The organism is Ruegeria sp. J8, from assembly GCF_056531925.1.
Genome location: NZ_JBQFMR010000004.1, coordinates 429077 through 443333, shown reverse-complemented (window position 1 = coordinate 443333; position 14257 = coordinate 429077). Strand labels below are relative to the sequence as shown.

At 57.3% G+C, this 14257-nt stretch carries 12 protein-coding genes; 4 read left to right on the top strand and 8 right to left on the bottom strand.

The genetic code is table 11. The annotated features are described in order from the left end of the window. Positions 1-8: 8 nt before the first annotated feature. A complete protein-coding gene (gene ugpB / locus ACR0L1_RS11725) occupies positions 9-1319 on the bottom strand; it encodes a sn-glycerol-3-phosphate ABC transporter substrate-binding protein UgpB (protein WP_170771637.1) in 1311 nt (436 codons plus the stop codon). A 172-nt stretch (positions 1320-1491) separates the two neighbouring features. Between ugpB and ACR0L1_RS11720 the strand changes: the two genes are divergently transcribed. Next, a complete protein-coding gene (locus ACR0L1_RS11720; RefSeq protein WP_480858957.1) occupies positions 1492-2394 on the top strand; it encodes a LysR substrate-binding domain-containing protein in 903 nt (300 codons plus the stop codon). Between the two features lie 244 nt (positions 2395-2638). Here ACR0L1_RS11720 and ACR0L1_RS11715 read toward each other — a convergent pair whose 3' ends face one another. The 5 genes from ACR0L1_RS11715 to ACR0L1_RS11695 form a co-directional block, all read right to left on the bottom strand. Further along, complete coding sequence (locus tag ACR0L1_RS11715; protein WP_480858955.1) at positions 2639-3670, bottom strand: L-idonate 5-dehydrogenase; 1032 nt, start codon at positions 3668-3670, stop codon at positions 2639-2641. Positions 3671-3673: 3 nt separating this feature from the next. Next, the gene (locus tag ACR0L1_RS11710; protein ID WP_170771643.1) at positions 3674-4432 is read right to left on the bottom strand and encodes an SDR family oxidoreductase; all 759 of its coding nucleotides are present in this window, start codon (positions 4430-4432) and stop codon (positions 3674-3676) included. Positions 4433-4435: 3 nt separating this feature from the next. Next, on the bottom strand, positions 4436-4747 hold the full coding sequence (locus ACR0L1_RS11705) for a non-heme iron oxygenase ferredoxin subunit (protein WP_480858954.1): 312 nt from the start codon (positions 4745-4747) through the stop codon (positions 4436-4438). 64 nt (positions 4748-4811) lie between these two features. Next, positions 4812-5549 carry an SDR family oxidoreductase gene (locus ACR0L1_RS11700; protein ID WP_170771648.1) on the bottom strand — a complete coding sequence of 246 codons (738 nt, stop codon included), beginning with the start codon at positions 5547-5549 and terminating at the stop codon, positions 4812-4814. Beyond that, the gene (locus ACR0L1_RS11695; RefSeq protein WP_170771650.1) at positions 5546-6244 is read right to left on the bottom strand and encodes a GntR family transcriptional regulator; all 699 of its coding nucleotides are present in this window, start codon (positions 6242-6244) and stop codon (positions 5546-5548) included. Before ACR0L1_RS11695 ends, ACR0L1_RS11700 begins: the two co-directional genes overlap by 4 nt. 177 nt (positions 6245-6421) lie before the next feature. Between ACR0L1_RS11695 and ACR0L1_RS11690 the strand changes: the two genes are divergently transcribed. Next, positions 6422-7453, top strand: a complete 1032-nt coding sequence (locus ACR0L1_RS11690) for a sterol desaturase family protein (RefSeq protein WP_480858952.1) — start codon at positions 6422-6424, stop codon at positions 7451-7453. A 183-nt stretch (positions 7454-7636) separates the two neighbouring features. Here ACR0L1_RS11690 and ACR0L1_RS11685 read toward each other — a convergent pair whose 3' ends face one another. Together ACR0L1_RS11685 and ACR0L1_RS11680 are read right to left on the bottom strand one after the other, a co-directional pair. Beyond that, positions 7637-10171, bottom strand: a complete 2535-nt coding sequence (locus ACR0L1_RS11685) for a response regulator (protein ID WP_480858951.1) — start codon at positions 10169-10171, stop codon at positions 7637-7639. 68 nt (positions 10172-10239) lie between these two features. Next, positions 10240-11271 (bottom strand): carbon-nitrogen hydrolase family protein, encoded by a 1032-nt coding sequence (locus ACR0L1_RS11680; RefSeq protein WP_170789413.1) that lies wholly within the window; start codon positions 11269-11271, stop codon positions 10240-10242. Between the two features lie 169 nt (positions 11272-11440). Here ACR0L1_RS11680 and ACR0L1_RS11675 point away from each other — a divergent pair, with 169 nt between their 5' ends. Continuing rightward, the gene (locus ACR0L1_RS11675; RefSeq protein WP_480504026.1) at positions 11441-12388 is read left to right on the top strand and encodes an AraC-like ligand-binding domain-containing protein; all 948 of its coding nucleotides are present in this window, start codon (positions 11441-11443) and stop codon (positions 12386-12388) included. A gap of 137 nt (positions 12389-12525) precedes the next feature. Next, positions 12526-14256 (top strand): GMC family oxidoreductase, encoded by a 1731-nt coding sequence (locus ACR0L1_RS11670; protein WP_480858948.1) that lies wholly within the window; start codon positions 12526-12528, stop codon positions 14254-14256. Position 14257: the final 1 nt, after the last annotated feature.

The window sequence follows — 14257 nt, the reverse complement described above, 5'->3', positions numbered from 1 at the left end:
CTTTAATTCTAGCGATTTGCAGTCTCAAAGCGGCGCAACAGGGCGTCTCCGCGTTCTTTTGCACTGTCCATCGCCTCTTGTGCGGTCTTTTCTCCCGACCAGATCGCCTCAAGTTCCTCGTCGATAATGCCGCGGATTTGGTCGAACGACCCAAGACGCAGACCTTTGGAATTAGCGGTTGGCTCTTTCGCGGTCATCTGGATCACGGCAATATCAGTGCCAGGGTTCTCTTCATAGAACCCTGCATTGCGCGTCTCGACACCGGCTTCGGCGGTGATCGGCAGATAGCCGGTATTCTGGTGCCAATCGGCCTGAACACCCGAGGTCGACAGGAAGCTGAGAAACTCGCCAACGCCTTTATATGCATCGTCCTCATGGCCTTCCATCACCCAAAGCGAAGCACCGCCGATAATCGTGTTCTGCGGCTCGCTGATCACGCCAGACCAATAGGGCAGCGGGCGGACATCAAAGTCGAACTGGGCCTCGGCCTTGATGCCCGCATAGCCCGCTGAGCTTTCGGTAAACAGTGCGCACTCGCCAGACCGGAAGTTGGCTCCGCCTTCGTTGCGGCGACCGGTATAGATGAATTTTCCGTCCTTGGCCCAATCACCCATGGCAGTCAGGTGTGCGACCTGCGTGGGCCCGTTCAACATCAACTCGGTGTCCAGACCGGCAAACCCATTGTCCTTCGAGGCAAACGGGACGTCGTGATATGCGGACAGGTTTTCAAGGTGAATCCAGCTCTGCCAAGCGGTGACCAGCGGGCAGTCTTCACCGCCTGCTTTCAACTGATCCAAAACCGCGCCGACATTTTCCCACGTAGACAGGTCGGTGTCGGGATCAACACCGGCAGCTTCGAAAGCGTCACGATTGACCCACAGAACTGGCGTCGACGAGTTGAAGGGCAAGGACAGCATGTCGCCATCGGTGGTGGTATAATAGCCTTTGACAGCGCCGATATAAGCGTCGGGGTCAAAGGATGCGCCGCTTTCGGCCATGACCTCAAACACAGGTTTGACAGCTCCCTCGGCGGACATCATCGTGGCAGTGCCGACTTCGAACACCATCAGGATGTGGGGTTGTTCCCCCGCGCGAAACGCCGCGATGCCTGCGTTCAAGGTTTCCGAGTAGTTACCCTTGTGGCTTTCCACCACGACAAATTCATCCTGGCTTGCGTTGAATTCTTCCACTTGGGCTTTCACAAGCTCACCCAGACGACCTGTGAAAGCGTGCCAGAACTGAACTTCGGTCTGCGCCATTGCCGCCACCGGAGACAAAGCAGTTGTTACGGCAAGAGCGCCGAGAAATTTCTTTTTTATGATTCCTCCCATGCATCAGGTTCGATGCTTCGTTGAATACCGACCGCTCAACAGCTTCGGCACACATGACGATTTCCCGACGTTAAACGCACAGAATTATAATTCAAGTCCGATCTGATGGATAAAAAAATAACATGGTGTTATGAAAGCTTGGGAACGATTGGAAACAGCGATGAACCAAACTCTGCGGGTCCGGCAATTGGAAGCACTGATGGCCATGACGACCAATGGCTCGGTCACGGCGGCCGCAGTCGATTTGGGCGTAAGCCAACCGGCTGTCAGCAGGCTACTTTCAGATCTTGAAAAGTCGCTTGGGTTTCAACTTTTCGACCGTCGAGAAGGTCGTTTGGTTCCCACGCAAGAGGTGCGCTACCTCCTGCCTAGCGTTGAACGCGTCCTTGAGTTGATGAATCAAATCTCGGATGTCAGCCAGGACATCACGCAGCGCAAGGCAGGGCATATTCGCGTTGCCTGCCTTCCCGGATTTGCAACCAGCCATCTGCCCAACGTGGTTGCAGGGTTTTTAAAAGATCGACCCGGAGTGACTTTGACGATCGAACCGGACCGGCCAGAGCGCATTCTGGAATGGATGATCGGAGAGCAATATGATTTCGGCATAACAGACAGTTTCAACGGTCATCCTGCGGTTGAAAGCAACAACATCGACGTCCGCACCGTTTGCGTTTTCCCAACAGGACATCACCTTGAAAACCTGTCTACCATAGCACCAGCGAATCTTGCTGACTGCAAACTGATCCACACCCGACGAGACAGCGATTTCTTCAGCAGGCTTTCCAAAGCCTTTCACAACGTCAATGCGACGTTGAATTCGCATATCGAGGTCAGGCAGTTTACCGCGGCCTGCGAGCTGGCCATGAAAGGCGTAGGCGTTTCTGTCGTCAGCGAGTTGGACGCCGTGCAATACGCCTCACGTGGTCTTAGCTTTCGACCGTTCACGCCTGAACTTCCACATACCCTTTCGCTCGTCCGGCCTATCCTGAAGCAACCGTCGCTGGTGACGTTAGAGTTCATTGAACAGTTCAAGGAAAGCCTTACCCCATTTGCAGTTCAATAAGTCGGGCAGATAGTCCGATTTTTTGCGTTATTTAGAGCCACAATCGTTTCATCTTGGTGGAGAACGACGCGCCGAGCCTGGCCTGCGTGCAACACAAAGTCTTGGTATTTGGTCATGATCCCGTAGTGGGGACCGCTGAACCTGATCGAACTCAGCGGCAAGCTGTTTAACTGGGGCATTGCCCAGCAAATTGGTCTCTCATTCCGAGTCCTGAGCTTCTAAAAAAGGATTTCGCTTGGGGCTCCTATCCGAATGCGATTTGCGCCTTCATTGCCTGCGTTCGATCCCCCGCCAGGTCAAAGCCCGCCTGCGCCTGATCCAAAGGCACCGTGTGCGAGATCAGCGGTTTCACATCCAGGCTGCCATTCTGCATCAGGGCAATGGCGGTGGGGAATTCCTCGTGGAACCGGAACGAGCCGCGCAGGTCCAGTTCCTTGGCGGTCAGCATCTGCATAGGGATGGTCATGTCTCCGCCCAGACCCAGTTGCAGAACGATGCCGCGCGGACGCAGCGCGGCAATGCCCGCGGCCAGCGCCTGGGGGTTGCCGGAACATTCGTAGAGGATATCGAAGGTGCCTTTGCCCGCCTGATAGGCGGCCAACGCGTCGCTATCTTGCGCCACGTTGATGACCCGATCGGCACCCACCCGAGACGCAAAGCCAAGCGCGTTATCCTCAAGGTCGGTCACGACAATCTCGGTCGCCCCTGCTGCACGTGCAGCCAGCACAGCCAGAGTGCCAATGGGACCGCTGCCGGTGATCAGAACCCGCTTGCCCAGAATTTCTCCCGCGCGCCGGGTGCCATGCAGCACAACCGAGAGCGGCTCGGCCATCGCCGCCTCACCCGCCGTCAGGCCCGTTGCCCGCACGCATTGGCTGGCATCTGCCACCAGAACCTCGCGGAACGCGCCCTGAATATGCGGGAACGGCATGGCAGAGCCATAAAACCGCATGTTTTCGCAATGGTTGCGCAGACCCTCGGCGCAGTACTGGCAATTCCCGCAGGGCCGCGATGGGGACACGGCAACCAAATCGCCAACTGCCAGCCCGTTGACACCTTCGCCCAACGCCTCGACGTGACCCGAAACCTCATGCCCCAGAATCATCGGCTCGCGCAGGCGCACCGTGCCAAAACCACCGTGGTTGTAATAATGCAAATCCGAGCCGCAAATACCCCCTGCGGCCATTTTGATGCGAACCTGACCGGATCCTGGCTTTGGCACTTCGCGGGTTTCAATACGTAGGTCGCGGGCGGAGTGAATGACAATCGCACGCATGGCTTACAAGCTCGCCGTGATGCCGCCGTCCACGAACAGAGTATGTCCGTTGACAAAGCTGGATGCCGGGGACGATAGGAACACGCAGGCCCCCACCAGTTCCTCGACCTTGCCCCAGCGGCCCGCCGGGGTGCGTTTTTCCAGCCAAGCCGAGAATTCGGGATCGTTGACCAGCGCCTCATTCAGGGGCGTATCGAAATAGCCCGGCGCGATTGCGTTGCATTGCAGCCCATGCTTGGCCCAGTCAGTGGCCATACCCTTTGTCAGATTGCCTACGGCGCCTTTGGTCGCGGTGTAAGGCGCAATGCCGGGCCGGGCGAGCGCGGTTTGAACGCTGGCGATGTTGATGATTTTACCCGCACCGCGGCCGATCATATGCCGCGCACAAGCTTGCCCAACGTTGAAGACCGTTGAGATATTGGTCTCCAGCAGCTTGCTGAACATCTCCGCGGGGTAATTCTCCAGTTCTGTCCGAAACTGCATCCCGGCGTTGTTGACCAGTATGTCGATCTGCCCCGTGCCCTCATACCCGTCCACAGCAGCCTTGACGGCCGCATGGTCGGTGGCGTCGAAGGGCAGCGCCGTGACGCTGTGGCCTTCGCCGGCCAGCTTGGCAACGGCTGCATCCAGTTTGGTCGTATCGCGGCCATTCAACACCACCGAGGCACCGGCCTCGGCCAAGCCTCGCGCCAGCGCAAATCCGATCCCCTGAGAGGATCCGGTGACAAGGGCAGTTTTTCCGGTCAGGTCAAATAGGGTCATGGTTCAGATCTCAACATAAACATCGTCGCCTTCAACAGCGACAGGGTAGGTTTTCAGCGCCTCGCAAGCTGGTGCTGCGGTGGGGTCGCCGGTGCGGTAATCAAAGGCCCCGAAATGCAGCGGGCATTCGATGTTGAACTCGTCCACCAGCCCGTCGGACAGGTGCTGCTTTTCGTGGGTGCAATAACCATCGGTGGCATAAAAATTTCCGTCAGGGCCGTGGATGATGATCAGGCTTTTGTCCCCATGATCAAGGCGTAAGACGTCTTCTTCTTCGATGTCGCCCGTTGAACAGGCGCGGATTTTCTCGGCCATATCAGCCCTCAGATTCTGTGAAATGCGTCATGGCCATGCGATGCACAAATGGTGTCCACCTGCGTCACCCGCGCCCGATGAAAGGCATGTTGGTGGCCATGACGGTCATGAACTGGACATTCGCCTCAAGCGGCAGATCGGCCATATGCAGAACTGATTGCGCCACGTTCTCGACACTCATCACTGGTTCAGGCTTTATCGACCCGTCCGCCTGCGGCACACCGCCGGACATTCTCGAGGTCATTTCGGACGCCGTATTGCCAATGTCTATCTGGCCGCACGCGATATTAAACGGGCGACCATCCAACGAGATCGACCGGGTCATGCCCGTGATCGCATGTTTGGAGCTTGTATAGGGCGCTGATCCGGGTCGGGGCACCGCAGCCGAGATCGAGCCATTGTTGATGATCCGTCCGCCCTGCGGGTCCTGATCGCGCATTAGGTTAAACGCCCCCCGCGCGCACAGAAACGCTCCATAGAGGTTTACGTTCATCACGGTCAGGAAATCCTCGGGTGGGATATCCCCAATCGGCGCTGCGGGCACATTGTTGCCGGCGTTGTTGAACAGGACATCCAAACGCCCATGCGCCTGTTTGATCTGGTCGTACAGGGCATCAACCTGTGCCGCATCCGTCACGTCGCAGGCCAAAGCTAACCCGCCGCCCATGGCAGCAACAGTTTCGTCCAGCGGTTCCTGCCGCCGTCCGGTGACCACAACCGTGTATCCGTTTTCGGCCAGCTTCACCGCACAGGCCTTGCCAATGCCAGAGCCGCCGCCCGTCACCAAAGCAATCTTGCTCATGTCCCTTTTCCTCCCTTGGGCGCCAACCTGTCTGGCAGGCGGTTATTGTCTTCATACAACGCCAAATGCGCGCGTATCGCATCAAGGCAAGCAGGCAAGTCGCGGGCGATGGCAGCATCGTAAATTGCCCGATGTTCGCCCCGCGTGACCTGCGAGAACCCGAACCCGGCGATCCGGGATACGGCGTACATTCGAAACGTGTCGTAGACGGACTTGTAGGTCTGCATCAGCAGATCAGATTTGCACGCCCCCAACAATGTGCTGTGAAACACCCAGTCCTGCCGGGACCAGCGCCTGAGAAACGGTTCAATATCATCCGCCTGCTCCATACGCACCTCGATAAATTCAAGGTTGTGATGCGCCGCGTTCAGCGCCATTTCCCATTCGAAATCCCCTTGTTTCAACGCCATTTCAGCCGCTTCGCATTCCAGCAAAAGCCGCAGATGCGCCGCCTGCCGAAACGTGTCTTCCGAATGCTCGACTGCGCGGAAACCATGGTTCTTTTCGTTTTCGACAAAACCTTCTCCGGCCAGCCGCAATAATGCCTCACGAAGGGCTGCGGTGGTGCTGCCGAACTCGACCTTGAGGTGCTGAGGTTTCAGACGTTCCCCAGACTTCCATCGCCCCCAGATCAGCCCATCGCGCAGGCTGTCGTAAATATCCGGCGAGGATTGCAGGGCAGAGGAGTCGTCCATTTCAAAAGGCGTAAGGACAGGTTGAAGTCACGTCAAGATTATTTTGGGAGATGTCTTTTTTTTCGCCATTCTAAGACAGTTTCGAAACTTTTGTTGACGGAATGCAGGCTCCTCTCTATCCGAGTATAAGGTCAGTAGCGCCCTTTTTTCCGGGTTTGGGTGTGGGAAGGACATGAAATGGCGAAAAAACCCAAGATCACGATTGACGAACATGGTCAGGAACGAAACCGCCGTGGTGAATGGTGGTCGGGCCGCCCGGTTTTTCTTGAACCGCTGCTGGACGATCCGCTGAATTTCCCGAAGATATTCAAATGGCTAACCGGTTTTCCGGGGTTTTTCTTTCCGTGGTTTGCCATTTACATGGTCCTGATCGGCGTCTGCTATGTCTGGTTCACGCCAGAACTGTCGCGCATGGAAACTTTCCAACTTGGTTGGATGGGTGAGATATTCTTGCGCAATCTTGTGCTGATCTGGGTTTGGACTGGGATAATCCACCTGTGGTTCTGCGGTTTCAAAATGCAGGGGCGTCTAAAAAAGTACAACGCCAACTGGCAGGCAAAGAACAACGCGACTTTCCTTTTCGGTGATCAGGTCTGGGACAATATTTTCTGGGCGCAGGTCGGTACACTGATCTGGACCGGTTACGAATGTTTCCTGTGGTGGGGCTATGCAAATGGCTGGATGCCCTATCTTGATCCGGCCGAGCATCCGATCCTGTTCTGCCTTCTCATGATGGCAATTCCGTTCTGGCGCAACTTTCACTTCTACTGGATTCACCGGCTGATCCATTGGAAACCACTGTATGACTGGATACATTTCCTGCACCACAAGAACGTGAATGTCGGCCCTTGGTCCGGATTGGCAATGCATCCGGTTGAACATCTGATCTATTTCTCATGCATGCTGATTCACGTGATCGTACCCAGCCATCCGCTGCACATGATGTTCAACGGGTTCCAGACTGCCCTCGGCCCTGCAGTCAGCCATTCAGGATTCGATGAAATCGTGTTTGGAGATGAGCTGGCCCTGCGCAATGACCGCTATATGCACTATCTGCACCACCGCTATCACAACGTAAATTTCGGCGAAAGCAACGTGCCCCTGGATAAATGGTTCGGCAGCCTTCATGACGGCACCCCCGAATCTGACGAACATTTCCGCAAGCTGCATACAGAGCGCGCCAAAGCCATGCGCAGCCGCCAAGAATGAGCAACACTTTCGCTGCTGCACCTCAGATCGCGGGGGCAACAGCGCTTTATCTGGAATAGAACCCCGCAATCATATAGCCAAGCTGGATCGCGAAGTCTTCACACGCTCTGGCTGCGCTCGGCTGGAAAGGTCTGGCCCAAGGTGTGTTTCCACCAATCGAGCTGTTAAAAAGAGTTCTTCTGCTCACGTTTCCTCAGACCTGGAGGTGAGCAGAATCTCATTCAATTGGGCAAGAATGGTTTCAATTTCGTCCCCACCCTTTTGGATCAGCGTATCGACCGATCCATTCAGGCGTATTCGATCCTCGCTGGATAGGGTTTTGGCGGTCACAATGATGACCGGTATATCTTTCCAGTCGGGGTTTTTCTTCATTCCGGCCAGAAACTCGAACCCGTCCATTTCGGGCATCATGAGGTCCAAGAGGATCACGTCTGGAACAGATTCAGACAAGCGTTGCAACGCGTCCAGCCCGTTGACGGCCTCGTCGATCTGCCAACCCTCCCGGCCGAGGACGCGGCAGATCAATTCGCGGGTTGCAGCTTCGTCTTCGACAACCAGGACAGTCGGGGTTGGTTGCGTTGGGCAATGCTCTTTGAGGGCCTTCAGCAGCGCGACTGTGTCGATCGGCTTGTCCAGATACTCGCTGGCCCCGAGAGACAGGCCCCGTTTTCGGTCCTCGGCGAAAGTCAGCATGATAACCGGGATATTCCCCAGTTCTGGGTCTTCTTTCAGTTTGGACAACACTGCCCAGCCGTCGATCTCGGGCATGAAAACATCCAGAGTGATAGCGTCAGGCCGCGTTGTCCGTGCTAGTTCCAAAGCCTCATCACCGTTGGTCGAAGCCAGCACGCGATAGCCTTCGCGAACCAGACGCCGCCCCAGCAGATCATGCACAGTCGGATCGTCATCAACCAGAAGAACAAGCGGCGCGTTTGGATCGCTGTTCACGCTGCCCTCGGTATATTCGGCCCGTTGCAACAGATCAGCGGACGGGTCCTTGCAGATGCGCGGTAGCCGGATGGTAAAGGTCGACCCTTCACCCAACGTGCTGTCACAGTGAATATCGCCGCCCAGTTGCTCGCAAAAGGCTTTGGTGATCGACAGACCCAGCCCAGTGCCGCCATAGTTGCGCGTGGTCGAGGAATCGGCCTGTGTAAAGGCATCGAAAATCCGGTCAACCTGCTCTGGTGACATACCGATCCCACGGTCGGTAACGGCAAATTCCAATTGACCGCCTTCGTTAGACTCCACGACCGACAGCGTGATCTTCTCGTTTTCGGTGAACTTGCAGGCATTGGACAGTAGGTTCAGCAGCGCCTGTCGGACCTTTGTCAGGTCACAAACCATCTCGCCGAAATCTTCGGGGCACGAGATTTCCAGCGTGTTGTCGTTTTTCTCGGCCAAAGGTTGCACCGTGGTACTGACGTCGTTGATCATCTGAGAGATGTCGAACGTGTCCAGAGTGAACTCCATCTTGCCCGCTTCGATCTTGGACAGGTCCAGAACGTCGTTGATCAACGCCAGCAGATGTTTCCCTGCGGACTGAATCTTTTTCAGGTCGTTCAGGTTGGCTTCATCATTCTGGTCTATCGCTTCTTCAAGCATCAACTCGCTATAACCGATGATGGCGTTCAGGGGCGTGCGCAGCTCGTGACTCATATTGGCAAGGAACGAACTTTTGGTTTGACTGGCCGCCTCTGCAATGTCGCGGGCGACGCGCAATTCACTTTCGACCCGTTTCTGTGTGGTGATGTCGCGGCCGTAGACATTCGCGTAGCCCCCATCCGGGACCGGCCAAAGCAACAGCGCGTAGATCAAGTCGCCGGCGGCATGTTCGAAATCCTGCCGCTCGTCCTCGGTCATGCCGCGCGAGACCCGCTCGCGCCATTCGGCTGCGACCTGCGCGCCAACCTTGAAACCCAGCGCCTTGATCAATGGTGCGCTGGCCCGGTTGGCGTAGATAAGCTTGCCCTCATCACTGATTCGCAAGACTGGGTTGGGGTTCTCTTCAGGGATGCGAGCAAGTTCACGTATCCGGCCTTCGGCCTTAAGTTGTTCGTTCAGCGCTTTGGTATTCGCCAAACTCAACTTGATCCCGTTGATTGCGCTTTTTCTGGTCAGGAACGTGAGCTGCGTAATCGCCAAAACCGTGCCCAAGATTGTGAGCGTGTTGAAATACCACTCCAGCGGTCCCCACAGCAGCATGGACAGCCAGGTCAGAAACAGGACCGGGCTGGAGAAGCCCCACGTCACCCTCAGCGAAAAAGTCGTAGAACCGCCAAACGCGCCGATAAAGGCGAACAGATACAGAACCATCTGCTCGTGCGGCGCCAAAACCGGCATCATGAAGAAATTAAAGCTGCCCCATGTCGTTCCAAGGATCACGGAGGTAATGAGGATAACTTTCAAGCGACGTTTCGAGATCGACTTGGGCCTGGGCTTATTACGCAGCGCGTAATAACTTTTCATCCCCATTACATTCATGGCCAGCAACAAGGCCAAAGATACGATCGCGGGAAGGGTCAGGTTTGCAGGGCCGAACTGCAAAATCATAACGACAAATGCCATCAGGAAAGACAGTGCAAATACAGGCGTCGTCGACGCAACGTCCAGTGCCTCGTGAATTCGCAGCTCGCGTTCGTAGTCTTTGTCCTGCCCGTCCTGCACGCTCTTTCCCCCCAAAAGCTCGCCAGCATCTGGACACAAGATCAGGTGCATCCTTCCCCTTGCAAGGATTATCTGCCGAGCGCGATCAATTGTGTTCAATGCGCCGGATCAGGTTCGTATCATGTCGCGGTTTCGGCACCGTCCTGCGTTGTTTGTGATGCAGTCCGACCATCTGCGCCCGCAAATTCGCGCGCGTCTTCATTGTCAAAGGCCATGACCGGCGGGCTGGGTTTGTTGTTGAACATCAGTCTGAACACGTCGGGGCGCGAGTAATGCCCGCAGGGATCTGCTGCTGCCTTGCCAATGGCAATCATGTTCAGGTCAATCTCGGCAATCACCAACCCTTCTTGGTCCGACGGGATGACCTCGCCCAAAGGCGATCCGTCGGGGCCGAAAATCCGAGCATAACCACCGCCCTTTTTCAAAAGCTGCTGCTTGACCGGTGTGTCGCACAGCGCTTCAACCATTTCGTCGGACACGGTTGCACAGGCGGCCAGCACGAAGCACTGCCCCTCGACCGCGTAGACCTGACTGGCGGCGGTATTGACCTCGGGGCCCAGGGCATAGGCCCCACCTTCATAGACCGAAAAGCTGGGCCAGGCGGCGATGTGAATTTGTTCGTTCTGCGCAAACATCGCGTATTTGTTCAAAGGCTGAATATGCTCCCAACAGCACAAGGCCCCGACCCGGCCAAGATCGGTGTCATAGACCACCATATCGCTGCCATCGCCTTCGCCGTAAACCGTGCGCTCAACATGAGTGGGCTTCAGCTTGCGCCGGCGCGAGATCACCTCTCCATCCGGCCCGTAATGCCATTGACCCATATAAAGCGTACCGTTCACGTTCCATGACAGCCCCATCACCACATGCATGTTGTTGTCACGTGCGGCCTGCGCCAGACGTTTATCCTGAGGACTGCCCGCCACGATTGAGTTTGCCGCGTATTTCGGCACCAACGGCATGTAAAGCGCAGTCGCATCCAGCCAGATGTACCACGGATAACCGGGCAACCATGTTTCAGGGAAAGCGATGATCTTGACGTCCTGTGCGGCGGCCTCTTCGATCAGTTTGATCGCCTTGTCGACACCGGCATCCAGATCAAGAAAGGCGGGAGCGGCCTGAACGGCGGCGGCTTTAAACGGGGCAGTCATGGCAATCTCCTTCAGTATCGGTCGGGTCTGATCCGTACTGTGGCACATCTGCGGGTGGCCGATTTCTCAATCTGGGCGGAAAGACGGGTCAGAATGGGCGACATACCGGCAAGGTTTCTTGAAACAACGTTTTCATGATAGAAAACTGACGGGAGATGGGGTTTCCAACATGACGTCTTTGCTCAGCACCAATAGCGTTCGGCGGAAAGACAGGTTTGCATTCTGGCGCGAGGCGGTTTGCGACGCGTACGTCATGCTCGATTGCCACTGCGACCGCCCCGAGGCCTTCGACGGCGAGATCTCACTCAACCGTATGTCGCGCCTGTCTACATCCTTTGTGACCGGCAGCCAGCAACTGGTGCGCCGCCGTCAAAAGGACGTCTCACGCGCCAGCGAGGAAAGCTTTCTGATCAGCCTGCAAATCGCCAAGGAAGGCACCATCAGTCAATGCGGGCGGGCGGCGCATCTGCGGCCCGGCGATTTCACACTCTACAGCAGCACGGATCGCTACAGCATCGACCTGCAGGACGGGTTCCGTCAGTTGGTCGTGCAAATCCCGCGCGAAGACCTGCTGGCCCATCTGCCCAATGCGGATCAGTTCACCGGGATCACAGTGTCCGGGAACAGCGCCATCGGGCGCGTTGCGGGGTCCAGCGTGGTGCAACTGGTCGAGGCCGCAGATACCGCAGGTGAGGCCGTGCAACACGCAATGCAGACGACCATCCTTGACCTGTTCGTGACCGGTTTGGCCTCGCTCGGGGAAACAGCGTTCGAGCTGTCCAAGCCCGAACAGCAGATTCTGTTGCGCTCCGATGCCGCCATTCAAGCCAACCTGCGCGATCCGTCTTTTGACCGGAACGTGCTGGCGGCCGGGATGGGCATGTCGGTTCGGCGGCTGACTGAGATTTATGGACGAGACAACCGGTCGATCTCGTCCACTATCCGAAAAATGCGGCTTGCCCGGATCGCCGACGACCTGCGAAACCCGCGCTGCGCGCGCATGTCGATCAACGAAATCGCTCTGCGTTGGGGGTTTGGACATCACCAAAGCCTGACCCGGAACTTCAGAGCGCAATACGGAGTGACGCCCCGCGACTACCGGATGCGATGCGCGTGACCCTCGGGGTCCTGTCGCCGCACTGAAGGAGTTTCCGACCCAGATGGGGTTCGCCCCGTTCCAAACCGGCCCTTTGGCCGGACCAAAAGACATGACCGTTGCGCAGCAACGGACCGTTTGAAATCAGGGAGACACAGATGAAATTGAAGCCAACTTTGGACCTGCTGGCCGGAGATATGTTCAACGCGCTACAGGCGGGTCTGCTGCATGGCCGGATCAGCCGCCGCCGGTTTGTTCAGCTGGCCCTTGCCACAGGGGCAAGCGCATTGGCGGTTCAGGCTGCGGCGCAAACCCTGGGCGATGCGGCGATCACTCAGCGCTACAACGCACAGGCACTGGCCCCGCAATATGACTATATCGTCATCGGATCAGGCTCGGGCGGGACCGTCGTTGCAGGCCGGTTGGCCGCTGAAACCGACGCCAGCGTTCTGGTGCTTGAGGCCGGAGGAACCGACCAGATCGACGCGGTGCTAAACCCGCTGCTCTGGCCGACAAACATCCGGTCCGAGCGGGATTGGGGTTACTCGGCTGACCCCAGCGATGCCGTGAATGGCCGCTCTCTGATCCTGCCGATGGGCAAAGTTGTCGGCGGCGGGTCCTCGATCAACGTGATGATCTGGGCACGCGGGCACAAGAATGACTTCGATTTCTGGGCCGCTGAAACCGGAGACGACGCGTGGAACTATGCCTCGGTTCTGGAGATCTACAAACGGATCGAGGACTGGCAAGGCGCGCCCGACCCCGACCGACGCGGAACCGGAGGGCGCCTTTACGTGGATCAGGTGCGCAACATCAACCCCTCGGCCCAGTCTTTTGTCGAGGCCTGCGGGACCGTGGGCATCCCCGCATTCGAGGACATGAACGGCGCGATGATGGAGGGCGACGGCGGCGCGGCACTGGCCAATGTGCGCATCCGCGACGGTCAACGCCTGAACCTGCCCGCCTCTTACCTGTGGGAGACATTGGCCCAGCCCAATATCACGCTGTTGACCGGGGCGACCGTGCATGCGCTGACGATGGATGGCACCAAGGTGACGGGTGTTACCTTCGAAAAGGATGGTCAGGTTCAGTCTATCACCGCCGGATCACAGGTGATCCTGTCGGCGGGGGCCATCAACTCACCGCGCATCCTGATGCAATCAGGGATCGGCCGGGCGCAGGATTTGAAACCACTTGGGGTCGAGGTCAAACACGACCTGCAAGGCGTCGGTCAGAATTTTCAGGACCACATTCTGGCCGCCGGGTGCATCTGGGAATACAACACCCCCCTGCCCCCCGCCAACAGCGCCGCCGAGGCCACGTTTTTCTGGAAATCCGACGCGTCATTAGACACGCCCGACCTGCAACCGTTCCACATCGAGGTGCCCTATGCATCCGAAGTCACCGGCGCGCAGACCGAGGTTCCGCCCAGTGCATGGACCATTGCGCCGGGTCTGGTGCGCCCGCAAAGCCGCGGCAGCGTGCGCCTGACCAGCGCTGATGTGACTGCTCCCCTTGCCATCGACGGCGGGTTCTTGCGGGAAGAGGCCGACCTGACCGCTCTGACCACCTGTATCGAGCTGTGCCGTGAAATTGGCAACGCCGCGCCACTGGCCGAATACGCCAAGCGCGAGGTCATGCCGGGGCCGCTGGACAAGGCCAGCCTGAAGGATTTCGCCCGCAACGCGGCAGGCACCTATTTCCACCAAAGCTGCACCTGCAAAATGGGTCGGGATGAGATGTCCGTCGTCGACGGCAACCTCTCAGTTCATGGGCTTGAGGGGTTGTCCATCGCCGATGCCTCGGTCATGCCGCGCGTTTCAACCGGCAACACGATGGCGCCCACCGTGATCATTGGCGAACGGATGGCGGATATCCTGATCGGCTAGG